Below are 24,133 nucleotides of genomic sequence, written 5' to 3'. Positions count from 1 at the left end.
TTCTCCAACGTATCCCACTCGCCGAGTAACTATGCCTCGCCGACTACTCACGCCTCGCCGACTTACCACGCTACTCCTGTGCGACCGGTGTCACGGTCGCGCCCGCCCGCTCCCCGCCGAGTGAGAGCGTCAGATATCGGTACGCGTTGTCCATTCTCGGCTGTGCCGGTGGTTCGCCGCGGTAGATGAGGTAGACGACTCGCGTCCGCTCGCCGGCGTACCCTGGCGGCGGGGCTATCTCGTGCTCGTACTCCCACGTCTCGCCGTCGGACAGTTGCTCCTGTGCGGTCAGATGCTGCTCGCGAGCCAGGACGGACGGGTCGTCGCCGGCGGTGAGCCGCTGTAACTGCACGACGACGGAGTACTCGACGGTCGCCTCCTCGTCGTTGCTCACGGAGAGTACCAACTGTTCTCGCTGTCCTGGCTCGATCGTCGCCGGATAGCCGCTCGCGACTAACTCTCCCGACGGTGCCCGCGTGAGTAGCGACGCTTCCGTCGATTCGGACTCAGCACTCGGCGCCGTTACAGCCAGCGCGAAACTGCCCACTGCGGCAGCGACCACGATGACCAACGCCGCTGAGAGCGCAACGCTTCTCGTCGACTGTGTACCAGTGTTCCGTCCCCCGTCGACGAACGCCGCCACCGAGGGTATTGGCGGCTGGTATCGGACCGATTGTGGGTACTGCCACCGCCGTCCGACACCGGCACCGAGGGTAACCAATGTGAGGACGGCGACGGCACCGAGAGCCGTCACGGCAGTGATTTCGACCCCGAGTGACGACAGCAGCAGCCCGAGGAGGGGCAAGAGCGTTATGCTCACGCCGAACGACAACCCGGCCCGCTCCCAGTGACCGATACCGCTGGTCCCGTCGTGCTCACCGGTGCCGTTGTCCGCCGAGAGTTGCGTTGTGGGTCCCGACCGCGGTTCGGAACGTGTCGGAAACAGCAGCGTCGTAAGCGCGTACCCCGGGAGCAGAAACAGCGTCGGCAACGCGATGAGCAGCCGGATTCGATCAGGGACGGGCGCGACGACACCCACGCCCGCGACGACGAGCAGCGCGAGCGCTACGTAGACGTCGACGAGCTGTCGGGTGCCGGATCGTCGCTCCGTGTTCATCGCCGTTCCCCCTTCGTGTTCTGATACCGTCGGACGTACGTTCGGGCCTGATCTCGGCCCCCGTGAGTGCCGAATATCGGCACAGAGCGACGTCCGACAGTATGCCTCCCATCGGATCGAAGTAGATCGACCATCGACTCGCGGGCTCTTGCCCGCGTACGTGTATTGTTATAGCTCTCCTACGGTGGTCTACCCACGCCGCACGCGGCGTCGCCGTCAGATCCTCTTGTGTCGTTATCGCCGTTTTCGCCGCCCTCGACTCCCGAAATACGATGTATAACAAAGACAGTTCTGGCCGAGAAGCCGACGATGGTCCCCGCTGAAACGACCCCGCTGGTGAGCGTCGTCATTCCGACGTACGGTCGCCCCGACTACCTCCCCGAGGCCGTTCGATGCGTCGCCGAACAGACGCACGAACGCGTCGAACTGGTGGTCGTCGACGATCACTCCCCGGAGCCGATCGAACCCGCCGTGGCCGATGTCGACGTCGACGGGCTCGCGCGTGCGGAGGTCGTTCGCCACGAGGAAAACAGGGGTGCGAACGCCGCCCGATGTACCGGAATCTCCCGGTCTGTGGGCGAGTTCGTCGCGTTCCTCGACGACGACGACCTCTGGGATCCGAGATACCTCGAACGGGTCGCAGACAGGTTCGAAGAGGGCGGCTCCGACGTCGGTGTCGTACTCGTCGGGGCCCGCGTCGTCGACGACGACGGTGAGCGAATTGGATCAGTCACGCCGGCCGCCGACGGTCGCGTGACCGAAGCGATCCTCCGGGGGACGGTTCAGGCGGGGTCGTTCTCGCGGTTCGTCGTCCGGCGCTCGATAGTCGATGCGGCCGGGGTCCCCGACGACCGGCTCCCGAGTTTACAGGACAAAGAGTGGCACATCCGATTGTCGACGCAGTGCCGCTACGCGTCAGTCCCCGAGCCGCTCGTCACTCGTCGGTACACGTCACACGATCAGATCACCGACGACTACGAAGCCAAGCGTGACGTTTCGGTACCACTCCTCCTCCGGAAACACCGTGATCTCGCAGCGGAGTATGGGCGCGATACCGAACGGCGGTTCGTCGCGTCGCTCACCCGTACCCTGGGCTTCTCTGCGCTCCGAAACGGCTACTACAGATCCGCTCTCAAACACTTCCTCGCGGCGCTCGGACGCGACCCGACCGATGCGACGTCGTATCTGTATCTGCTCGTCGCACTGGGTGGGCCGATGACGTACAAACCGGCGCGGCACGTTCGGCGAGCCGTTCGTAACTCCCGGACGTAGCCGCTATTCGAGGTGTTGCTGTAGCCAGGACTCCACAGTGCTCACAGCCGCGAGTGGGCCGAGGTTGTTGGCTTCTCCAGCGTCGTGGGCTCGTCGCAGCGTCTGGAGAGTGTCGGCGTCGAAAACCGGCCGTGTCGCGGCGTCGTCTAAGAGTCCGTCGACGAGGGCCCGTAGCCGATCGTTGCTCTCGTACCAGCGGCTCTGCATCCGTCGCCCCCCGTAGGCCGTCTTACCGAGGAGCCGTTTTGACCCCGTGTCGGCGACGAATCCCACGGTGTGCAGCCAGTGTGGATACGACGGCGGGAACTTCGTCCGCTCGTAGGGGATGTCCGAAAGGCCGTCGTCAAGCGCCCGCGTGAACTCGAACTTCCCCTTCGCCGCCCCTGCCGGAATCTTCCCGCCGGTGAAGGGGATCGCCCGCTCCCGGTACGACAGCGGGAGGTCCGTCGCTGCCGTCAGGAACTCACCGTCGACCAGCGGGACGCGACTTCCCACTTGGCTCCGGGCGATGCGGTTGCTCGCGAATTCCCCACGAGCGACGTAGTTACGGTAGTACGCAGTGAGCGCTGTCTCGGCTGGGTCGGTCGACGGCGCGTCCGAGACGACCGTGCGGTAGGTCGCCATCGGATCGACGTCGGGTGCGATCACCGACTGTACTGTCGCCCGGTCCGTCTGGTGCTTCGCGTGGTAGAGCACCTCCTCGGGCATCTCGTGCTGTCCGAGGAGCGTCTGGCCGATCCCGGCACCCATCAGCGTCCCTTGGCCGCAGCCTTCGAGGATCAGATCCGTCGGCTCGTCGATGTTGAACACGGCCGTCAGGTTGAGAAACGTCCGCCACGTGAGCATCCCGCCCGTCAGCGAGACGGCCGTCTCGAACACGTCGACGAACCGATCCGGAGTGAGCAGGACGAGCTCGTTCTCGGCGCCGACCCGCTCGGCGATCCGTTTCGCGATTTCGATGTTGCCGCCGCCGGCGGGGTTCGCGTCGTAGGTGTAGGTGACCAGTGAACTGAGGTTCCGCGAGAGTTCGCTCGCCATCGTCCGACTGTCGAGTCCGCCTGACAACCAGAGCCCGACGGACCCGTCCATCGTGGCCGCCGTGTCTGCCATCGCTCGCCGGTAGGCGTTCACGATCGGCGTGAACGGGTCCTTCTTCGGGCTGACGTCGACGTCCAACTGCCAGTACGCTTCGGTGGAGACGCTCCCTTCCTGGGACTCGAGGACCGTCGCCGGCGGGAGTGTTGAGACTTCCTCGACGAGCGTCTTCTCGCCCCAGACCTGGCCCAGCATCACCATATCGCTCACGCCTTGGACGTCTACCGTCGGATCTTCAACGCCAGCGAGCGGGGATGCGGCGTTCGATCCGAACGCGAAGCCGTCTTCGACTGCGTAATAGCAGGGCCGCGCCCCGAGCTTGTCGGTCGCGACGAGTAATCGCTCTGCTCCGTCGTCGACGGCGGCCAGCAGGAACGGCCCGTCGAGTCGACGGAGCGTTTCGGCGGGCGCCTCGAACACGCGCGCGAACAGGCGTTCGTACCGGCCGTCGAACGCATCCAGGTTCGTGATCGCACCGTGGATCACGCCAGCGCGTCGACCGTCCTGCCAGCAGTGCCAGCCGCCGGGGTCCTTCGTGCCGTGATGGACGATCGCGAGCCCGTAGTCTCCGGCTTCCGCTCGGTCCGTCTCGTACCACGGCTCCTGGTGAACCGGTGCGAGAAGCGCTGAGAGCGACGGGCCATCCGGACCGACCCCGACGATCCCGGTCATCGATCCCCCTCTGCGGGTACACACTGCAAACTGTCCGGCACGATACCCATAGCTGTGTCTCTAAAGCCGACCGACGTGGATTGTTATATCCTGGCTACATTCTGTCTCCTCCCACAGCGGTCCCCACTACCGTGGGTATAACAATATCCAGCAGACACCACAAGCGGGTATGTACGGACTGCACCAGGTCCGCCAGGTGGTTCGGGAGCCGTCGCTCGCCGCCCGTGAGGCAAACCGGCTGTATCACACTCGTTTGGGGCGGCGGCGAGGACCGCCTGGAGGCGTCGATATCTTCGAGGAAGACTGGGATAGTCTCGTCATTCTCGACGCGTGCCGCTACGACATTTTCGCTCAGTGTTCACTCCCGGGTCGCCTCGAATCGCGGATCTCGAAGGGCTCTCACACGAGCGAGTTTCTGGCAGCCAACTTCGCCGGGCGGGACCTTCGAGACACGGTCTACGTGACCGCGAGCCCGATGTATTACCGCAAGCGGGACACGCTCCAGACGAGATTTCACGACGTGGTGAACGTCTGGCGCGACGTCGGCTGGCACGAGGACTTTCGAACGGTGCTCCCGGAGACGATGGCCGACTACACCGTCCAGGCCGCCGAGACGTACCCGAACAAACGAATCGTCGCGCATTTTCTCCAGCCGCACTATCCATTCATCGGGCCGACAGGACGCAAACACTTCGACCTCGATAAACTGAATTTCGCCTGGAGTGACGTCAAGCGCGGCACGTTCGGTGTCTCTGACGACGTCCTCTGGGAGGCGTTTCGAGAAAACCTAGACGTCGCCCTTCCGCACGTCCGACGACTCCTCGAAGATCTCTCCGGTCGAACGGTCGTGACCGCGGACCACGGACAGATGATCGGCGAGCGAGCCTCACCCCTGCCGATCCGCGAGTACGGGCACCCGCCGGGCATCTACACGGACGAACTCGTGCGCGTACCCTGGCTCGTCTCCGACAACGGCGAGCGGAAGACGATCGTTGACGGTGGCGCTACCGCAGCCGACGCAGACGTTAGCGAAGAGGTCGTCCGGGACCGACTGGAGAGTCTCGGATACGTTCATACTGTCGGACAGAGCGATGTGAAAAGTATCGGCACCCCGTGGGTGCCAGAATGATTCACGAACTTCTGTCCGACAGTATCAGTAGCGGGCGCGCACCGCGACCGTCGGACTATCCGTCGTTGTCCGAGATGGAGACCGACGCGTCGCCGTTGATCGATAGGCTAGTGATCTCCCCGGAGTACCGATAGCCGTCGACGCCCTGGGAGATGTATCCGTTGACCGTTCCATCGGAGGTCGAGTCGGTCAGCGAGTCGATCGTGGTCGAACCCGTTCCCGAACTCAGCTGGTCGCTCCGAACCACGTCGCCCGAGACGCTGAAACTGTAGGTGGTCACCCCGGCGCCGTCCCCGTCGATCGTGATCGTGTTCGGGAGCTTCGTGGCGTCGTCGGTCGACTCGTCGGTTTGTTCGTCCGTTTCCTCGTCTGTCTGCTCGTCCGTTTCCCCGTCGGTCTGCTCGGTCGCCGGATCGTAGGTCGCCGGATCGATCTGCTTCCCGTTGAGGTACATCGAGCCGTCGCCTTCGAGCAGCTCGATCGATTCGACCGATCCAGAGAACTGGATGGCGTCCATCTCGTCTGTGGCCCACCCTTCGAGCGTCCCGTCGGAGACGGTGTCGTACTCGCTCAGCGACGTCCCGAGGGCGGGGTGGTCGGCGATTTCGCCGGTCACGCTGACCCGGTAGTTCTTCGTGCTCCCGTTGCCCGGAATCTGTAGGGTCGAGGGGAACTCGCCGCTCGTGCTCAGCGTCGCAGGATCGATCTGCTGACCGTTGACAGACACTTTTGCCTCTCCTTCGAGGAACTCGATGCGCTGGAGCGGCCCGGAGAACTGGTAGGTGTCTGCTACTCCTTCGGAGGTGATCCAGCCATTGACGGAGGACTCGGAGACTTCATCCCACGCTTCGACGTCGTCCGTCGCTTCGAGTTGGCCGCCGACGGCGAACTCGTAGTTCGTCTTCGTGCCGGTCCCGGTGACGGTCAGCTCGTTCGTCAGCGTCGTGGTGGTCGTGTCGCTCTCCGTTTCCTCTTCTTCGGTCGACTCCGCCGGTGCGTCGGTGTCGGGGATCGTACAGCTGTCCCGGGAGACGCTCTCGTCGACGTCGACGCCGGAGACGGGACTGGAGATACAGCCGCTTTGCATCGTGGCCGGCCGGTCGTTGACCGTAACCTCGCCGCTGCCGGAGAACTGGCTCTTGCGGATGTCGATCGACTGGTCGGGTGCGGCCTTCCACCAGCGGGGTTCGCCGCGTGCGAAGATGGGCTCGACTTCGCTATTCTCCGAGCGGAACCGGCTGTTGACGATTTCGATCGGTCCGGCGTTGCCGTCGGCAAACAGGAGCCGACCGCGGTCGGGGCCGGACTTGTACATAAACTCACAGTCCTCGATGCGAATCGGCCCGGGCGTCGTCTCGTTCGTCTCACAGACCACGCCGTGGGGGTTGATGAACTCGCCCCCGTTGTCCGGGTCCGCGTTCTCGGTGTCGACGACGAACGTACAGTTCTGAATGGTGTTTTGGTTCCCGTCGCCGCCGCCGATCCGGATCGACGTCTGATTGTTATTCCTGAACAGACAGTTCTCGTAGTGGACCGTCCCGGAAGTCCGGGAGGCGTATACGGCGTTCGTGCCGGTGTTTTCGATGTGGGAGTTCCGGATGACGAGCTCGCCTTCGTGACGGTCGCCGAGCCAGATACAGCTATCGTTGGAGTTGCCGTCGAGGTGGCCGTGCGAGACGATGTCCGTCGGGCCCGTTCGCACCAGACCATCGATGACCGCGCGGCCGTTCGGATCCAGCGCCATCGGCACGACGTTGATCTTCGAGCCATCCGCGTGAACGGGGTTGAACCCGACGAACTCTACGTCCTGGACGCGGATCTTGTCCTCGCCACGGAGGACGATTCCGAGCCCGCCGTCGTCTTCAGCGCTGTAGTCGAAGGTGACGTTCTCGACGAGCTGTCCGGAGCCGCCGTTGGTCTTTGTCAGATACCGTCCTTCACCAGGCGTCGTCACGAACCGCACGTCCGAGGGACTGCTTCCCAGACCACGGATGCCCCAGTTGTCCGGCGAGCCGAAGTCCAGCTGGCCGTCGAAGTAGTAGGTCCCAGCCGGGAACTCCACGAGCGTGTCGCCGCTCGCCAGCGCGTCTTCCAACGTCGAGTCGATCGGATCGTTGCCGTTCGGATCCAGGCCGAGGTCGTCGACTGCATCGACGACAGTACTGAATTGGATCCCGTACCGTTCCGTCGCTGCTGCCGCGCCGCCAACGAACGCCGACGACCCCGCGGCGAGCATCGCCGCCCCCGCTTTGAGGCAATTACGCCGATTAAGGAGTCCCTTACTAGAGGTTTCAGACCCCATACTCGGCGTTTCGTCATCTGAGCCGGCCGATTCTTCCTGCTCCGCAAATTCACTCGTAGATGCCACAGTAGGATCTTCCTTCTCACCACTAGTGTCGTCCATTGCTTCGTCGGGATCAGTAGGAGATATCTAATTAACCGTACCGACCAGTAGGATTCTCTTAGCAACCGTATGATTGTTCTTTACCTAGGTCTCACTTTGTTTGGTTACGTTTTGAGTATACACCAAGAGATCTCAGCCAGAAATGAGGCGTTTTGCTGGCCTGCGCGCCACTCTTAGCAGGTGTGGTAATAGTTACCTACTATGTCGGCTACGATTGTAGTACAATCCTGCTAGTAGTAGTGTAGTATTACTAACTGATGTGGGAGAAAACAGACGTTCCGACTGGATGTCGAGACCTATCGGGCCGCTACGCTTCGGTACTTCCCCCGCTCGAACGGCTAGAAGTATCCGAGATCTTCCAGTTGCCGTCGCATCTGCGCTGAGAACTCTGCGCGGTCTGTACTCTCCTCACGCGCGTGTTCGGCGAGCCACTCGTCTGTCACCCGACGGAAGCGCTCGGTGATCGCCGGTTCGCTCTCTGCACGATCGACAGTCTCGTCAGGGAGGACGAACAGGTCTTCCTGACCGTTGCACCGCTGATATCGATAGTCGGCCGTCCGAACGCTCGTGAGGTTGCCCGGACAGAAGTGCGATCCACTCTCGGGATCGTGATCCCGGATCTGGTCGATCTTCTTCCGGGCCCGCTTCCCGCCGCGCTGGGTGACGGCGACGGCCCGTTCGCCAGCCGAAACGTCCTGTCCTGCCGGCACGGAAAGCGAGAGTTCACACCGATTCGAAATCGTCTTCAGAACGTCGGCGGGCTGTACGAGGCAGTTCCCACCGTCGAGCCCCTCGATGCCGGAAATTACCAGCGGAACGTTCGTCACGGCAGTGTTCGCGACGAGCATATGTGCGAGACACCCTTCTTCCCCGAGCAACTCGCCGTGGTCGGCCGTGACGACGACGATGGGATCGTCGAGATACGATCGCGCGGTGTCGACGATCGTGCCAGCGAGGGAGTCTACGTACCGGATCGCGGTGTCGTAGAGGACTTCGATCGCATTCCACTCGGCGTCGGAGAACGGCAGTCCGGCCGCCATCTGTTCGATCAGCCGGTCCGACATCTCCATCGCGACCGACAGGGCCGCAGCGAGATCTAACTGGAGGTCGTCGACGAACGCTTCCCGCCACCCTTTCGGCGGATAGTAGGGATGGTGGCTGTCTCCGATGTGCACGTACAGAAAGAGGGGGTCATCCTCGTCAGCCCGCTGTCGTATGTGTCGGGTCGCGATCTCGGCGACGAGATACCCGATACTGTGCTTTTTGGTGTCCATCGTCAGGCCGGCGGAGTGGTGACGAATCTGTCGCAGATACCGGACCATCGACCGCAGTCCCGCTTCTTCGAGTAGCGTGCCCCGCGTGAGGTAGTGGAAGTCGTCGAACCCGCGGTCGAGACCGGTCGCCTCGCTCACCTGCGCGATCGGCGACACGGCTGCCGTCCGGTACCCTCGTTCGGAAAGCTGTTCGGGGACGGTCTCGATGTCCGCTGGTAGCTTCGAGTCGAACGACAGCACGCCGTGGCTGGCGGGTGCGCTGCCAGTGAGCATCGATGCGCTGGACGTTCGCGTCCAGATCCCGTGAGCGAAGCAGTTCGAGAACGCCGCACTGTCGCTCCGCGCTGCGAGCCGGCGCACGTTCGGCGTCGTGTCGCGCTCGTGGCCGCTGAGGGAGGTGTGATCCTGACGGACACTCTCCAAGGTGATCCAGATGATATCCCGGCGCGGCATCGTGTGGGCGCACGCGATCTATACGGTTAATTCATTATCAATTACCCCCGATTGCGCCCGATTACAGAGGCTACTATTCGCCGGTATCGACCGCTGATTTGGCCGCTGCCGGGTAATCTCGGCATAACAAAGTCGATACGCTGGGCTGTATCGATTCACCTGTAATGAACACGATCAGTCGCCCCGAGAGCCTGGATCGAACGCGCGCCACGGTTCCCGTCTGGGTCGATCTGGTGAGCCCTTCGCACCCCTTCTTCTTCGCCGCGCTGATGGATCGCCTCGACGGCGTCGCTCTCGACGTCACCGTTCGTGAGAAGGGCGAGACGGTCCCGCTGGCCCGGGAGGTCGGATTCGACTTCCGGGTCGTCGGTCGAGATTTCGACCACGAGACCCTGCGAAAGGTCGGGATTCCGCTTCGAACGGGACAACTCGGCCTCGAAGCCCCTGACGCCGCCGTCGCGCTTTCGGCTCGGAACGCGATGTCCGTGCTCGCTGCCAGGGCCAACGGCATCCCGAGCATCCACTACACCGACAACGACATCACCGCCTACGTCGACGGCCTGTGGGCCGAACAGCTCTACAACCGCCTGGAGGCGCTGGCGACCCACAACGTCGTACCGGCCGCGTTCGAACGCGACGAACTCGAACGGTGGCCTGCGAGCGGGGCCGTACACACCTACGACGGGATCAAAGAGGACGTCTACGTCGCCGACTTCGAACCAGAGCCGGATTTCACTGACAGATTCCCGTTCGAGACGTTCGTCGTGATCAGGCCCGAGGCTCTCACGGCCGCGTACGTCGACGTCGAAGCGTCGCTCGTTCCCAAACTGCTAGAGGGGTTCGTAGACCGTGACATCCCGGTCGTCTATCTCCCGCGCGGCCGCGGCGACGAGGAATTCGCGGACCCCTACGACCGAAGCGAGGTGTTCGTCCCCGAGAATCCGCTCAACGGCCTCGATCTGGCCTGGAACGCTCGGTGTATGCTGACCGGCTCCGGCACGATGGCCCGCGAGGCCGCCAGTCTCGGCACGCCGGCGGTCTCGTTCTTCCCGAACGAACTGCTCTCTGTCGACCGCCACCTCGTCGAAGAGGGCCGGATCTTCCACTCGCGGCACCCCGACGACATCGTCGCGTACGTCACCGGCCTCGACGCCGCCGACGCGGTGCCCGATACGAGCCGCGCCGAGCGCGTTCAAGAGGAGGTCGCCCGACTGACGGCTCGGCTCATTAACTCGGAGGTCGACGCCTGATGAGCGAACCATTGCACGCGGACTCGCGGATCGAGGCTCGGCCGGCCGAAGGGGACCTCTCTGACCGGGACGCGTATCTCCAACAGGTGATGCTCGACGCACTCTCGTATGCCCGCCAGCGCAACTACACCGGCTACGACTACTTCGACGGGATGAGCAGCCGCCTTCTCCGGGCGCTTCCTGTCGAGAACAAGTGGCTCAACATCGCCGTCCAAGAGAGCATCAAACGCGCCCCAGTAAACGTTCGGCCGCTGTTCCTCGTCGAACAGCGTCGCAATTTCAAGGGGTCTGCGTTGTTTACGATGGCCAACGAGACCGCCTACCAGCTCACCGGAGACCGGACGTATCTCGATCAGGCCCGTCACCTCGCCGACTGGCTCGTCGACGAGCAAAGCGAGGACTTCGCCGGGTTCTGCGGCGGGCACCGCCACCAGATGCAACAGCTCCGGGAACTGCGTCCGGCGAACACGCCGAACGTAGTCCCTACCTCCTACGGCGTGAAGTCGTTGCTCCGGATGGCGACCTACGACGACGACTACGGTGAGACCGCACACACCGCCGAACGCTTTGTGGTAGACGAACTGGACTACACGGAACTCGACGGCGGGGCGCGGATCGTCTACCAACCGCTGTTCGACGGCGACTTCTACACGCTCAACGGGGGGGCGGTGGGTGCTCGCTTGCTCGTGGATCTGTACGACCACTTCGGGGCGGACCGACACCTCGATCGGGCGCGCCAGTTACTGGACTACATCGCGACAAAGCAGGCCGCTGTCGGCGGCTGGGCCTATCGCGACCCCCCGTCCGCGTCGCATCTCTCGATGGACAACCACCACAACGGCTTCATCGTCGAGTCCTACCAGCGGTATCACGAAGTCGCTGGCGACCAACGGTACGAGGAGACGCTCGACCGCGCACTGTCTTTCTACAGCGACCAGCTGTTCGAGGCCGACGGCGCGCCGAACTGGGACGAGCGGAGCTCCTATCCGCGGGATATTCACGCCGCGACGCAGGGGATCATCGTCTTCTCGAAGGCCGGCGACTTCGAGTTCGTCCGCCGAATCGTCGACTGGGTGCTCGCGAACCTGTACGCCGGTGAGGGGCAGTTTTACTACCAGCAGCGGCGCTTCTACACCAAGCGCTTCACGCTGATGCGGTGGTGTCAAGCGTGGATGGCGTACGCGCTGTCTGTGTACTTCGAGGAGCGATACGGCGGAGGGGGGACGTAATATGGATCGCTCAGTACTCCTGCGGAACCTCCGAAAGCACTGGAACGACGCTGGCTGGTGGCGCGACGTTGCTGTCCCCTTTGCGGTGCGAACCGCCTTCGTTCAGCCATACTTCAGATACGTCGCCGACGACAGGGGAACCGACGTGATGGCCGAGGACTGGGACACGCTGGTCATCCTCGATGCCTGTCGGTACGATATGTTCGCAGCGACGAACCCGCTGGAGGGCGATCTGCAGACCCGCCGTTCCCGAGGCTCGAACACGGCTGAATTCCTCCGACGCAACTTCGAGGGCCACTCGTTCGAGGACACAGTCTACGTCACCGCGAACCCGCAGGTGAACGTCAACCTCGACGACCCCTTCTACGAGACGATTTCGGTGTGGCAACGCGCGTGGGACGACGAACTGAACACCGTGTTACCGGAGACGATGGTCGAGGCGACGATCGAGGCCCACCAGACGTACCCGAAAAAGCGCATCATCAGCCACTTCGTTCAACCACATTATCCGTTCGTCGGCGAACTGGGTCAGTCGCTCTTAGACGAGCAAGCCGGCATCGAGTTCTCGAAGCGGCAGGCGACGGGCGAGGCCGCCGAGAGCGACCACTACAACGTCTGGGATCTGCTGAAACGCGGCGTCGTCGACGAGACAGCCATCTGGGACGCGTATCGGGAGAACCTCGAACTCACCTTCCCTCACGTCGAGCGCCTCCTCGCGGCGGTCTCGGGACGGACGGTCGTGACCGCCGATCACGGCAATCTCGTGGGGGAAGTCCCCGAACCCTTCCCGATTCCATTCCGGATGTACGGCCACCCGCCCGGGGTGTACGCCGACGCGCTCGTCACAGTGCCGTGGCTAGTCGTCGAAGCCGACGTGCGCCGAGACATCGTTGCCGGCGACGCGAGCGGGACTGCCAAGGATGCGCCTGAAACTGACGGAGACGACGAGGGAGCCGAAGATCGGCTTCGAGCCCTCGGGTATCTCTCGTAACCGCCGCCCGATCGGCCGTCTCATAATGATTACTCTCGTCTCTTACCGCCGACCATCGCCACCGGGAGTGGCGCTCGGCGGTACACAGTGAGAGTAATCACTATCAGAGTGTGACGAGATAGTACGGATCGTCCCGCAGTTTGTCTCCGATCACGTCTTCGACGTCCCCCAGAGTGAAGAACAGCACCTGGAGCCCGTTCAGATCGTAGGCTTCCAGTACGCCGGCGTCGGCCAGTTCCCGTTGTATCTTCGGTTTGTTCCACGAGTAGTACTTCGAGACGTACTGCCCACAGGTCTGGCTGATCGGCTCGCACGCCGACTCAGGGCCGCACTGCACTCCTTCGTACGTTCTGTCGGTCATATAGGGGACGTCGAACTCGTGCTCGAAGTAGTGCAGATGCGAGCACGTGATCCAGGGCACGCCGACGTCCATCACGAGGACGTCGTCGTCGACGAGCTTCGCGAAGCACCCATCGGGATGATACGAGTCGTCGTGGACGCACTCCTCGAACCGGTACGGTCCGTCGACGAGGATCGACTTGATGGCGTCGTCCGTTCGGTACTCGGCGTCCCTCAAGAATAGCTTGCTGAACATCCCGTGCTTGGGCCGCGAGTGTTTCTTGTGATAGACCCCGGACATTTTGAAGTAGTCGGTGAACCCGGGAGCGAGGACGCTCTCGAAATTCGCTTCGACCTTCGAGAGAAGGAACTCGTACGGATTCGTGTCGAACGCACTCTTGATGTCGCTCAATCCGACGTGGAGAAAGACCTGATTCTCACCGCTGGCGTGAGTCCGCAGAATCTCCTCGAACGTGCTCTCTGACACCGTCGAGACTGACCGGCGCTGATTCCGTTGTTTCAGCACCTGATGCTTGATGAGGTTCGCAGCCCAGCTTGTCGTTCGTAGCGGATCAGAGCGCATACTCTGTCACCTCCGTTTCGAACCACGACGGCGGGATGCTGAGAATCGCTCCGTGGTCTCGTGTCGTATTGAACGGATTGAGCAACAGTCCGAGATCGGGGTCCCAGCTGATGAACACGTAGGCGTTCGTCGTCGGGATCGACGACACGTATTCACCGATCGGCGTCGACCGCTCGAACTGCGCGATCCGGTGCCAACGTCCGTACCCCGTGCGATCGGACGCAGCGAGTACTTCGACGGTCTTCGGATTCTGCCGTCGCGCGCCCGGCGGTGCGGTGCTATCGAGCCCAGTCGTGGCTGCTGTCGAGAGCACGACCCAGGTCTCTTTACCCCGCTCGACGGTTTCAGCGTAGAACACCGGCGCGTCGACGGTCGCCACGACGTCTGGCTCCGGTGTGCCGTCCGATTCTGTGGCCCGTATTGCGTCACGATCCAAGCGCAGGATTTCGACGCGATCAGTGTAGGGACAGTCCATCCCCCAGAATACCGCGTCCGGAGTGAACGCGAGCTCGACGGCGCGCCACCGTTGACTCCCACGACCGACGGGCCGGAACTCTCCGCTCTCGAATCTCCCGATCGCGCTTTCGCCGTCCGTGTCGCCGGTCGTCCCCCACAGGTCGCCGGAATAGGGGTCACGAAACACGCCGTGGAAGTGTCGCACGTCGGTTCGGCTCACGAACGGCGACCATTTAGCCCCATCTTCGCTGACCAGCACGCGAGCAGGCTCCCCACCGAGTGGATACTCAGCGAGATATACGCGGCCGTCGTGTCGGCACACAGACGTCGGTAGCACTCCCATCGGCCCCGCAGAGGCCGGCAACGAGTGGACCCGACTCCAAGACTGTCCACGGTCGGTCGACAGATAGACGCCGTCGCTATTCGTGGCGAGCAACCGACCAGCGCCGATCGGCCACAGATTCGCGAGTGTCACGTGACCAGTGACGTGACTCAGGAGTCGCCTTGTCGGCCGCGCATTCAGCAGTACCTCCGCGGGAGATTGACTTCCGGGGACACGTCCCCGACGGTCGAACCCACTCTGTGGACGCCACTGGCCGACGTCGAGTCCAGCAGTGACGTACACTCGACCGTCGTCTACGCCGCCGAGTTTCATCGCGCCACGATTGCGGACACGCCGTATTAAGTACCGACTGGATAACTGGCGCGCCGCTCACGTCCGGTCGCTGCTGCGGTCGTTTACGCGATTGCAGGTCGTCGGACAGTCGCGGACGACGAGGCGTAACCACTCCTCTACTAGCGTTCTGTCCCCGACGACGACGGAAGTACCCTGGTTATAACTAAACCCGTCGAACTGGAACGGAGGAAGCATATGGGTACGAGCGGAGGGCCAGACGCGGCAATACGTCGTAAGATCGCCTTACTGATCGGCTACCTGGGGCTCACGGGCGCACTCGTCGGTGTCTCTTTGGACCGCGCCACCCAGTACGAAGTGTCGATCTACGCGGCGACGACGCCGCTGTTCTGGGCCGGTGTCGCTGTCGCAACTGTCGTTGGCGTCGCCGTCTCGCTCGTCTCCTACCGCGACCGGTACGGCGGATTCGCCCTGTTTCTCGTGAGTCTCACGATGGTGAGCGTCTTCGCGTTGCCGTCGCTCCGTGGGTACTACTTCTTCGGACACGGCGACTCACTGATCCATCTCGGGTGGGCGAAAGACATCGCCGACGGGCTTTTAGTCCCGACCGACCTGTTGTACCCCGCGTCGCACCTGATTTCGGTCCTGTTGAGTGCGGCGACAGGGATCGAGATCCGGCAGTCGATGCTGCTCGTAACGCTCGTGTTCAAGCTCCTGTTCGTCGTGTTCGTCCCGCTGAGTCTCTACGTTCTCTATCGTGACCGACGGATCGTGTTCTTCGGCGTCATCTCGGCGCTGTTGCTCCTTCCAGTCAATCAGGTCAGTGTGCACGAACACTTCCATCCGTTCTCGATGACGGTGTTCTTCACACCGTTCTTCTACTACCTGGTCTTCGCTCACATCACGGGACACCACACCGACAGCGTCCTGCCCGATCGACTCTCTCCGACGGCGCTCGTCCTCCCGCTGGTCTCGACGACGCTCGTCCTGTTACACCCTCAGGCCGCATTCGACGTGCTCTTGGTCTTGGCTACGATCGTCGGCGTTCGGTTCGTCTACCGACGGTGGAAACCCGAACACTCGATCAGTGAGTTCCGTGGGGTGTACGGACAACTGCTCGTGCTCGCTCTCGTGTTCGCCTTCTGGGCCAGTCAGTTCGAGAACACTGTCCGGGTTTTCGAGAGTATGGTGACCGGGATCCAAGATGCGATCGCCGGCACGGGAGAGACGGCAGAGATCGTTCAACAGCGGGGGCAGTCGTCTTCGGCAGTCGGCGCGAGCCTCTTCGAGCTGTTCGTGAAACTGTTCGGCGTTTCGCTGGTGTACTCGCTTCTCACCGTCGGCCTCGTCTTGACCCGGTTCTGGGGAAACCTCACCGAACCAGTCCGCCGTGGCGACGGCGTCGTCGTCTACTTCGCGTACAGCGGCCTCGTCTTCTCGCCGTACCTCGCGGTCCACTTCCTCGGCGACATCGACGCGTATCTCTTCCGACAGGTCGGGTTCGCGATGGCGGTCGTCACGCTCCTCGGTGCACTCGCGCTGTTCTTGCTATCGAACGACGACCTCGGCTCTGTCGTCCCGTTCGACCTTCGTCCCGTTCTCGGGACGGCGACCGTCATCGCGCTGGTCCTCTCGCTGTTAGTCGTCTTCTCGTCGCCGTACATCTTCCTCCCGAACAGCCAGGTCACCGAAACGGAGATGGAGGGGTATCAGACGCTGATCGAACACCAAGACGACGACGTCCCGATTCTTGGCGTCCGCGTCGGCCCGTACCGGTTCGTCGAAGCGCTCCAGTATGAGGAGGGCGGCGTCCCACTCGGTGATTCGCCCAACGGCACCGTGTTCGGCGGGCAGTTGGGAGGCTACTACGACGGTGACCGGTATCTCGCGTACAGCGCGTACGACCGACAGAGCGAGACGGAGGTGTACCGCGGGCTCCGATACTCCAGCACGGAGTTTCGGCAGGTGGGAGCCGCCCCTACCACACACCGGATCCAGACGAACGGTGACGTCACCGTGTACTACCTCGATTGACCCGATCACAGACCGATAGGACACTCATAACGTTAAGATCACAATATGGAGGAAGTAGTACGGTGAACCGTCGTAACCTCATCAAACGGAGCGCGGCCCTGGCGGGCATCGGATCGCTCGCCGGCTGTAACTTCGGGGCTGGCCAATCGGACAGGAAGCCAGCGGACGACGGATCAGAGACTCCTGGCGGGACTACCACGACCCCAGACGGGGCGGAGCCGTCACGCTATGGAATCTCGTTCGGGAACGTCGTCGATGCGGTCGCGGACCTCGGGATGGACCCCGAAGGTAACGAACCGATCGACGACGCCCTCGCGTCGACGCTCGATCGGGGTGACACGCTCGTCGAATTCCCACCGGGGACCTACTACTTCGCCGAGGAACACCGCGTCGACTCGGTGACGAACTGGGGCATCCGCGGCCTCGGGGACGAGCCCGGGGACGTACGATTCGTCACGACGCCCGGCGAGGGGCGATATCTCGTCCGGACCGACGGGGGACTCGGCCAACTGGTCGAGAACATCACCCTCGACTACAGTGCCGAACGGAAGGGGAGCACGGGCCTCGTGCTCCGTGCGGACGACAAGATCCGCGTGCAAGACGTCGAATACGTTGGGTACAACCCTCAACACGGCGACGGATCGAAGATCAGCCTCGTACCGATGGCTCTCAAACCGGATGGGAAAGCCGTCGTGGACGGACTGGTCCGGACGGGCCCGACGGACATCGTCTCGCACGGCCACCTCGACGGCAACTCCAACGACAGCTGCATCTGGCTGGGGAACCGACATAAGGGCGAGCTCGTCATCCGGAACTCCCACATCGAAAACACTGGCACGAACGCCATCTACGCCTCCCGAACCCCCGGACCAGTGAAGATACTCGACAGCACATTCCGCAACAACAACCAGACATCGCTTCGTATCGGCGGTAGCGGGGCACTCGTTCGCAACTGTCAGTTCGTCATCGATACCGAGAACGCTCACCCCGACAGCAGCGACTTCATCAATCCCCACTCGATCGTCTGGGAGACCGGTGAACTCGGCCAGGCTGGCGGTCGAATCGAACAGTGCTCGTTCACCTGCCGGAGCGCGCCACAGCAGACGAAGGCGGCCGTGTGGGTCGACGGCTCTGCCGGCGCGTTCGAGATTCGCGATTGCGAGTTCGACATTCAGGCCGACGGCGTTCAGGCGATCCGTATCGACGATCCGCGGGACCCCCGACTCGGCGCAGTCCCCGAAAAACCGTGGCGCGCGACGCTTCGAAACGTCACCGCGATCGGTTCTTCCTACGCCGAACCGGCTATCCAACTGACGGGCCGCCCCCAATCGAAGTTCGTGGGGCTCTACGTCGACTGGTCGCCGTACCCGCACGGCATTCTCCTCTTGAACACCGAGGAGATCCTCTTCGAGAACAGTACGATCCAGACGATGGGCTCCGAGATCATCACGATGGACGCGACCTGTCACGCCCCCAAGGGAACGTCCCTGAGCACGTGTTCGGTCGCGAGTCGCGACTCCTCGTAGCGTCCGGACGGTGGTTTCTCACCCGACGGGTTCGTATACAAGCCCCTTCCGGCCACAAGGACTCAATAACGAAACCGGTTCACGGGTATCGTCGGCTATGGCACGGACGACCACGAGCGCGACGCAAACGATGACGCGGCGTGAGGTGGCGCGATGACCGACACGGAACTCGCGTTCGTTCTCGGGACCAGACCTGAGATCATCAAACTCGCTCCGGTTCTGAAAGAGTGTGACAGGCGCGGGCTGTCGACGCACGTCGTCCACACCGGACAGCACTACTCTGACTCTCTAGACGAGATCTTCTTCGAACAATTGGAGCTTGACCCCCCGGACGTGAATTTGGCTGTCGGCTCCGGCACGCACGGCGAACAGACCGGTGAGATGCTTGCAGCCGTCGAAGCGGAACTGCTCGAACACGAGCCTGCGGTCGTCCTGGTGCAGGGGGACACGAACTCGACGCTGGCGGGTGCACTCGCCGCCGCGAAGCTGAATCTCAAGGTCGGGCACATCGAGGCCGGCCTCCGGAGTTTCGATCGAGAGATGCCCGAGGAGACGAATCGGATCGTCGTCGATCACGTCTCGGATCACCTCTTCCCCCCAACGACGGAGATGGCCGCGTTGCTGCGGAAGGAGGGGCTCCCCGACAGTCGCATCACCGTCACCGGGAACACCGTCGTCGACGCGATCACGGCGTACGACGGCGTCGCAGCCGAGACGAGCGAGGTGCTCTCGGAACTCGATCTCCAACCGGGTGGGTTCGCGCTGCTGACAGCGCACCGCGCCGAGACGGTCGACGACCGCGAGAGTTTCGCGAACGTCCTCGACGGTGTCGCCCGTGCGGCCGATCGACTCGACTTAGACGTCGTCTACCCGATTCACCCACGGGCCCGGGACCGACTCGAGACGTTCGGTATCACGGTCCCGGACGCCGTTCGCACGGTCGATCCGCTCGGCTTCATCGATTTCCTCCGTCTGGAGAGCACCGCCGCCCTCGCATTCACGGACTCCGGGGGTGTCCAGGAGGAGACGTGCGTCCTCGGGACGCCGTGCGTAACGCTCCGATACGGCACCGAGCGGCCCGAGACGGCGTTTGCGGGGGCCAACGTCATCGCGGGTCACGACCCCGCCGATATCGTCGACGCCGCGTCGCTGATGCACGGGAAAGTCGGCTCCTGGGACCCCCCCTTCGGCGACGGACAGGCGGCCGGGCGCATCGTCGACGCGCTGTCGCTGACACGACCTGCTCGGGTCGCCGACGAGGCCGACTGATCTATCGTCGTATTTGCAACTGACATCCTCTGAGCGCGAGACAGCCTTCGGTCGGGTGTGTGAAGACTCGTTGCGATTCTATCCTCGCAGACGTTTCCATCAGTCAGATACGAGAGCAGTCTGAACCAACTTGACGTGTTTGACGCTCTATACTCACGTTCCCAGCGTCGATAGGAAGTAGCTATACGTTACCGCGGGTGTCTCGCGTGTTCCCAAGCGGCACACGCTCAACATAACAAAACCCGAACGGTGTGTGACTCCGTCTGCGATGGGACACTATTCCTCTCTCACGAGTGGTCGGCGGGCGCAATCCGCTGTGGATACCAGTCCTGACTCGAGGCTCGTCTGACGATGTACAAGCAACACTCCGTCGGCGTCGTCGTGCCCGCCTACAACGAAGAAGGGCTCGTCGGCGACGTCCTCGAGACGATGCCGGCAATCGTCGATCGGGTCTACGTGTTCGACGACTGTTCGAGCGACGGCACGTGGGCGGAGATCCAGCGGGCGCGTGCTCGCCTGAACGCGTCGCGATCGAGCCACATCGACGACGGCCGCGAGGAGTTCGTGATCGCCGAACGTCACGAGGAGAACCAGGGGCGCGGCAGGTGTGTCAAGGAAGGCTACCGTCGCGCGCTGGCGGACGGTCTCGACGTCGTTGCCGTTGTCGACGGGGACGGGCAGATGGATCCCGACGAACTCCATCGCATCCTCGACCCCGTCGTCGACGGCCGCGCCGACTACGCGAAAGGGACCCGGCTGAAGAACCGCGGCGACACGAACGGAATGTCTCGCTGGCGCCTGTTCGGGAACGTGGTGCTGTCCTTCCTGACGAACCTCTCCAGCGGATACTGGGGTCTCGTCGACTCACAGAACGGCTATACGGCGATCTCGCGGCAGGTGCTCCGCGAGCTTCCGATCGAGAAGCTCTACGACAGATACGGGTTCCTCAACGACATCCTCACCGAACTCAACGTCCACGGATTCACGATCGCCGAGGTCCCGCACCCCGCCGTCTACGGTGACGAGGAGAGCAACATCCGGTATACGACGTTCGTGCCCTTCGTCTCGCTTCTGTTGCTCTGGAACTTCCTCTATCGGATCCAGAAACGGTATCTAGTCCGGGACTTCCACCCGGTCGTCCTCTGCTATACGGTCGGCATCACCGGCCTCGTACTCGGTGGGATCGGTGGACTCACGGCGTTACTCACGCAGACTCCGGTCTTTTCTCCGGCCACTGTCCCCGCAGTCGGCGGGCTCGGGATCCTGCTGTTCCTGCTGGCCATCGTGCTGGACATCCAGCAGAACTCGCGGCTCACCTACCAGTCCGAGCCGCACCCGGAACCGAACCGCCAGCGTCAGTGAGGACCCCGCTGGGGCGTGTGCCGTTTATGTATCGCTCGTGAGGCCGGCCGTGTTGATAGTGCTCCAGGTCTGTTCCCCTTTGTCGGTGAGGTCGTACTGCCGATTCTTCCGTTGTTCTTCGGGCACGATCAACTCGACGAGCGACCGGCTCCGGAGACGACCGAGTGCCCGCGAGACGTGCGACGGAGAGAGTTCCTCGGCCTCGGCGATCTCGGTCGTCGTCGCCGGCCCCTCAGTGAGGACTGTGAAGACGGCGATGCGGTACTTGGAGGAGATTACGAATCCGATGGCGTCCCACTCTGACATTGCGAGGTGATTACTGCAGTGTGACCTTTGGTATACGCTTGCTATCCGTCGGTATGGTCACGATTGGAACCGACGCGGTAGGTACGTCCGCGCTTATCGAGTGAACGTTCGAGCAGTGGTGAGAAAGCCGTTCCGTTCTCTCTCTTCGACGACGGTGCTATCTGTATCGATACTGAATCACCGAGTGAATCCCGCGCTTGCGTCTCAGGCCTGACCAGATCGAACGCGACGCGCTACCCTCTGTTGTGGCGAACAGCCCTAGCCACCGTCCACCGAGCGCCGATCAGTTGACTCTGAGGACCTGCGCCGTTATTGTGGTTGTATATCTCACAAACATCCTTTACTACTCAGACCTCTCAAACCGGGGCTCAGAGCGCATCTCGCACTCAGCGACAGAGAGTTTTTACCTAGATCACCGGGTGTCTTTGTGAGATATACGAGATTACTACGAAATTTCTGTGGTGTGGATAACAATATACTGACAATAGGGAAGAAATAGTGGGTGCAGACCCGCAATGAAACGACATAGGTTAACACAGTTGATGGTCATTGTCGTCGTTCTCTCGCTCACATTGAGCGGGATCGGCGCAGCACAGTCGTCGAACGCCTGTGCTGTGAACGAGAACAATGACCGCACACAAGACCAAGCGTTCGAGCGCGATCAATCACAATCGCAGACCGGTGATAATAATTCCCAAAGCCAGAGCCAAGTCGCGGTGATGGTCGCCGGTGGCGATCAATGTGGTGAAGACAACACAGCCGATCAAGAGCAGTTCTTAGAACAGCTCCAAGAGCAGATTCAGGAGGGCCAAGCGAACGCCCAGTCCCAGAACCAAGATTCGGGACAGTCTGAGTCTGCCACTCAGGCTGGTGAAGACAACGAACAGAACCAGGGTCAAGAAGTTGCACAGGACCAGTACCACAGCCAGGTCGCTGAAGAAAGCGAACAAGAGGGCGACCAGGACGCGGGACAGTCCCAGATGCAGACCCAAGACGGAGCCGACAGCCGACAGTCCGTCTACCAGTACCTGACGCAGATCCAAGTGCAGGTGCAACAGGCCATCGAGAACGGCTTCCAGAACATCTCCCAGTCTGGCGAGCAGACGCAGACCGCCAACCAGGACGGAGATGAGAGCACGCAGGACGTCACCCAGAGCCTCGATCAGGATCAGTACCAAGAGCAGTGGGCTGACGACAGCGATCAGACGGGCGACCAGGAAGCGGATCAGGACGATACCGTCAATCAGAACGCAGACGAGAGCTCCCAGGACGTCCTCCAGGAGATCGACCAGGATCAAGAACAGTACCAGTACGGCACTAACGTGGTCCAGGACTACTACCAGTGGGCCAGCCAGCAGGCGGACGTCCACCAGCAGGGCCAGGACAACAGCCAGACCGTCGAAGAAGCGATAAGCCAAGGTCAGGATCAGTTCCAGGACGCCGAAGATAGCGAGCAGTACCAAGAACAGTGGGCGCGTCAGCACTCGGACGTGCGCCAGTACGGCGAGGACAACGATCAGGACCTTGGCGAAGAGGTGACCCAAGGTCAGTCCCAGACCCAACTCGCGAACGACAGCGAGCAGGATCAAGACCAGTGGACGCGTCAGCGGTTGTACGTTCGTCAGTACGGCGAGGACAACGACCAAGATTACTACGTGACCAGCATCCAGGGTCAGTCGCAGTCGCAGGTCGGTGACGAAAACGACCAAGAGCAGTCCCAGGAAGCTCGTCAGTACCGTGGTAACCAGCGTCAGAGCGGCGAAGACAACGTCCAGTCGCGCGACCGGTCTTCCAGCCAAGATCAGTCGCAGTCGCAGGACGGTGAGATGAACGAGCAGGCGCAGATGCAGGACAGCGACCAGCGTGGTCAACAGATGCAGGACGGCGAGGACAACGAACAGACTCGCACGCAGGACGCCGCGCAAGACCAGGGACAGACTCAACTCGGCGAGGACAACTCGCAGGACCAGGTCCAGTCTAACGAGCAGAGTGGAGACATAGAGCAGTCCGGCGAGGACAACGTCCAGACCCAGGACCAATCCAGCGACCAGACCGAGAACCAGAACCAGGCTGGCGAGGATAACTCCCAGGAGCAGACGCAGGACAGCGACCAGAGTACGAACGCACAGCAGTCCGGCGAGGAAAGCACGCAGTCGCAGGACCAGACCTCGACGCAGGGTCAGGGTGAAGACCAGGCTGGCGAGGACAACGATCAGGACCAAGACCAAGAGAGCAGCCAGGACAGCAGCCAGACGCAGACTGGCGACGACAGCGACCAGTCCGGCACGCAGACCTCCGGCCAGGAACAGGCACAGACCCAAGACGCTGAGGACAGCGACCAGGACAGCAGCCAGGACAGCAGCCAGTCCCAGGACGCGACGCAGTCTGCAGACGACAGCAGTCAGTCCCAGGACCAGAGTTCGACGCAGTCCGAATCGCAGTCGCAGACTGGCGAAGACAACACTCAGGACCAGTCGCAGGACAGCGATCAGGACCAGAGCGCGACGCAGTCTGGTGAGGACAACACCCAGTCCCAGACTCAGGCCTCCGGTCAGGGTCAGTCCCAGTCGCAGTCCGGCGAGGACAACGACCAGACGCAGTCGCAAGAAAGCGACCAGGATCAGTCGCAGTCACAATCAGGTGAAGACAACGACCAGAGCCAGAGCCAAACGATCAGTCAGACCCAATCGCAGGACCAGTAACTGAACGAAGCGCTTGCCGCCTGACGGCGGCAGTTT

At 62.4% G+C, this 24,133-nt stretch carries 17 protein-coding genes; 10 read left to right on the top strand and 7 right to left on the bottom strand.

Annotated elements, in window-relative coordinates; all coding sequences use genetic code 11:
• Positions 1-70 precede the first annotated feature (70 nt).
• Positions 71-1,117: a DUF1616 domain-containing protein gene (locus tag NO347_RS15165; protein WP_256290509.1), complete on the bottom strand. Its 1,047-nt coding sequence runs from the start codon at positions 1,115-1,117 to the stop codon at positions 71-73.
• A 309-nt stretch (positions 1,118-1,426) separates the two neighbouring features.
• Here NO347_RS15165 and NO347_RS15160 point away from each other — a divergent pair, with 309 nt between their 5' ends.
• Entirely contained in the window at positions 1,427-2,389 is a 963-nt protein-coding gene (locus NO347_RS15160) for a glycosyltransferase family 2 protein (protein WP_256290508.1), read from the top strand.
• 3 nt (positions 2,390-2,392) lie between these two features.
• Here NO347_RS15160 and NO347_RS15155 read toward each other — a convergent pair whose 3' ends face one another.
• Positions 2,393-4,156, bottom strand: a complete 1,764-nt coding sequence (locus tag NO347_RS15155; RefSeq protein WP_256290507.1) for an asparagine synthase-related protein — start codon at positions 4,154-4,156, stop codon at positions 2,393-2,395.
• A 169-nt stretch (positions 4,157-4,325) separates the two neighbouring features.
• Between NO347_RS15155 and NO347_RS15150 the strand changes: the two genes are divergently transcribed.
• Complete coding sequence (locus tag NO347_RS15150; RefSeq protein ID WP_256290505.1) at positions 4,326-5,285, top strand: alkaline phosphatase family protein; 960 nt, start codon at positions 4,326-4,328, stop codon at positions 5,283-5,285.
• A gap of 55 nt (positions 5,286-5,340) precedes the next feature.
• On the opposite strand, the gene NO347_RS15145 is transcribed toward NO347_RS15150, so the two are convergent.
• Together NO347_RS15145 and NO347_RS15140 are read right to left on the bottom strand one after the other, a co-directional pair.
• Positions 5,341-7,521, bottom strand: coding sequence for a right-handed parallel beta-helix repeat-containing protein (locus NO347_RS15145; RefSeq protein ID WP_256290504.1), 2,181 nt, complete (start codon positions 7,519-7,521; stop codon positions 5,341-5,343).
• A 506-nt stretch (positions 7,522-8,027) separates the two neighbouring features.
• On the bottom strand, positions 8,028-9,416 hold the full coding sequence (locus NO347_RS15140) for a sulfatase (RefSeq protein WP_256290503.1): 1,389 nt from the start codon (positions 9,414-9,416) through the stop codon (positions 8,028-8,030).
• A gap of 164 nt (positions 9,417-9,580) precedes the next feature.
• On the opposite strand from NO347_RS15140, the gene NO347_RS15135 reads away from it, so the two are divergent.
• The 3 genes from NO347_RS15135 to NO347_RS15125 are packed head-to-tail and all read left to right on the top strand — an operon-like array spanning position 9,581 to position 12,886.
• Entirely contained in the window at positions 9,581-10,666 is a 1,086-nt protein-coding gene (locus tag NO347_RS15135; RefSeq protein WP_256290502.1) for a DUF354 domain-containing protein, read from the top strand.
• Positions 10,666-11,895: a glycoside hydrolase family protein gene (locus tag NO347_RS15130; RefSeq protein WP_256290501.1), complete on the top strand. Its 1,230-nt coding sequence runs from the start codon at positions 10,666-10,668 to the stop codon at positions 11,893-11,895. Before NO347_RS15135 ends, NO347_RS15130 begins: the two co-directional genes overlap by 1 nt.
• 1 nt (position 11,896) lies before the next feature.
• Positions 11,897-12,886, top strand: coding sequence for a hypothetical protein (locus NO347_RS15125; protein ID WP_256290500.1), 990 nt, complete (start codon positions 11,897-11,899; stop codon positions 12,884-12,886).
• Positions 12,887-12,989: 103 nt separating this feature from the next.
• On the opposite strand, the gene NO347_RS15120 is transcribed toward NO347_RS15125, so the two are convergent.
• Positions 12,990-13,808 (bottom strand): AAC(3) family N-acetyltransferase, encoded by an 819-nt coding sequence (locus NO347_RS15120; protein WP_256290499.1) that lies wholly within the window; start codon positions 13,806-13,808, stop codon positions 12,990-12,992.
• Entirely contained in the window at positions 13,798-14,484 is a 687-nt protein-coding gene (locus NO347_RS15115) for a hypothetical protein (RefSeq protein WP_256290498.1), read from the bottom strand. The genes NO347_RS15120 and NO347_RS15115 overlap by 11 nt, the downstream gene beginning before the upstream one ends.
• A gap of 651 nt (positions 14,485-15,135) precedes the next feature.
• Here NO347_RS15115 and NO347_RS15110 point away from each other — a divergent pair.
• The 4 genes from NO347_RS15110 (at position 15,136) to NO347_RS15095 (ending at position 21,089) form a co-directional block, all read left to right on the top strand.
• On the top strand, positions 15,136-16,932 hold the full coding sequence (locus NO347_RS15110) for a hypothetical protein (RefSeq protein ID WP_256290497.1): 1,797 nt from the start codon (positions 15,136-15,138) through the stop codon (positions 16,930-16,932).
• A gap of 62 nt (positions 16,933-16,994) precedes the next feature.
• Positions 16,995-18,458 carry a right-handed parallel beta-helix repeat-containing protein gene (locus NO347_RS15105; RefSeq protein ID WP_256290496.1) on the top strand — a complete coding sequence of 488 codons (1,464 nt, stop codon included), beginning with the start codon at positions 16,995-16,997 and terminating at the stop codon, positions 18,456-18,458.
• A 153-nt stretch (positions 18,459-18,611) separates the two neighbouring features.
• Positions 18,612-19,727 (top strand): non-hydrolyzing UDP-N-acetylglucosamine 2-epimerase, encoded by a 1,116-nt coding sequence (gene wecB, locus NO347_RS15100; protein WP_256290494.1) that lies wholly within the window; start codon positions 18,612-18,614, stop codon positions 19,725-19,727.
• A gap of 351 nt (positions 19,728-20,078) precedes the next feature.
• Positions 20,079-21,089 carry a glycosyltransferase family 2 protein gene (locus NO347_RS15095; protein ID WP_256290493.1) on the top strand — a complete coding sequence of 337 codons (1,011 nt, stop codon included), beginning with the start codon at positions 20,079-20,081 and terminating at the stop codon, positions 21,087-21,089.
• A 24-nt stretch (positions 21,090-21,113) separates the two neighbouring features.
• On the opposite strand, the gene NO347_RS15090 is transcribed toward NO347_RS15095, so the two are convergent.
• Positions 21,114-21,395, bottom strand: coding sequence for a winged helix-turn-helix domain-containing protein (locus NO347_RS15090; RefSeq protein ID WP_256290492.1), 282 nt, complete (start codon positions 21,393-21,395; stop codon positions 21,114-21,116).
• A gap of 719 nt (positions 21,396-22,114) precedes the next feature.
• On the opposite strand from NO347_RS15090, the gene NO347_RS15085 reads away from it, so the two are divergent.
• Positions 22,115-24,097 carry a midas domain-containing protein gene (locus tag NO347_RS15085; RefSeq protein WP_256290491.1) on the top strand — a complete coding sequence of 661 codons (1,983 nt, stop codon included), beginning with the start codon at positions 22,115-22,117 and terminating at the stop codon, positions 24,095-24,097.
• Positions 24,098-24,133 lie beyond the last annotated feature (36 nt).

Origin of the sequence: Halobellus inordinatus (assembly GCF_024464655.1) — an archaeon.
Classification (GTDB): Archaea; Halobacteriota; Halobacteria; order Halobacteriales; family Haloferacaceae; genus Haloquadratum; species Haloquadratum inordinatus.
Note: the sequence above shows the minus strand (reverse complement) of the source record. Positions and strands in the feature narration are given on the sequence as shown.

Bases quoted from the DNA above. Each gene is read 5' to 3' on its own strand.
- NO347_RS15165 (WP_256290509.1), bottom strand. From the start codon at position 1,117: ATGAACACGGAGCGACGATCCGGCACCCGACAGCTCGTCGACGTCTAC.
- NO347_RS15160 (WP_256290508.1), top strand. From the start codon at position 1,427: ATGGTCCCCGCTGAAACGACCCCGCTGGTGAGCGTCGTCATTCCGACG.
- NO347_RS15155 (WP_256290507.1), bottom strand. From the start codon at position 4,156: ATGACCGGGATCGTCGGGGTCGGTCCGGATGGCCCGTCGCTCTCAGCG.
- NO347_RS15150 (WP_256290505.1), top strand. From the start codon at position 4,326: ATGTACGGACTGCACCAGGTCCGCCAGGTGGTTCGGGAGCCGTCGCTC.
- NO347_RS15145 (WP_256290504.1), bottom strand. From the start codon at position 7,521: ATGCTCGCCGCGGGGTCGTCGGCGTTCGTTGGCGGCGCGGCAGCAGCG.
- NO347_RS15140 (WP_256290503.1), bottom strand. From the start codon at position 9,416: ATGCCGCGCCGGGATATCATCTGGATCACCTTGGAGAGTGTCCGTCAG.
- NO347_RS15135 (WP_256290502.1), top strand. From the start codon at position 9,581: ATGAACACGATCAGTCGCCCCGAGAGCCTGGATCGAACGCGCGCCACG.
- NO347_RS15130 (WP_256290501.1), top strand. From the start codon at position 10,666: ATGAGCGAACCATTGCACGCGGACTCGCGGATCGAGGCTCGGCCGGCC.
- NO347_RS15125 (WP_256290500.1), top strand. From the start codon at position 11,897: ATGGATCGCTCAGTACTCCTGCGGAACCTCCGAAAGCACTGGAACGAC.
- NO347_RS15120 (WP_256290499.1), bottom strand. From the start codon at position 13,808: ATGCGCTCTGATCCGCTACGAACGACAAGCTGGGCTGCGAACCTCATC.
- NO347_RS15110 (WP_256290497.1), top strand. From the start codon at position 15,136: ATGGGTACGAGCGGAGGGCCAGACGCGGCAATACGTCGTAAGATCGCC.
- wecB (WP_256290494.1), top strand. From the start codon at position 18,612: ATGACCGACACGGAACTCGCGTTCGTTCTCGGGACCAGACCTGAGATC.
- NO347_RS15095 (WP_256290493.1), top strand. From the start codon at position 20,079: ATGTACAAGCAACACTCCGTCGGCGTCGTCGTGCCCGCCTACAACGAA.
- NO347_RS15090 (WP_256290492.1), bottom strand. From the start codon at position 21,395: ATGTCAGAGTGGGACGCCATCGGATTCGTAATCTCCTCCAAGTACCGC.
- NO347_RS15085 (WP_256290491.1), top strand. From the start codon at position 22,115: ATGGTCGCCGGTGGCGATCAATGTGGTGAAGACAACACAGCCGATCAA.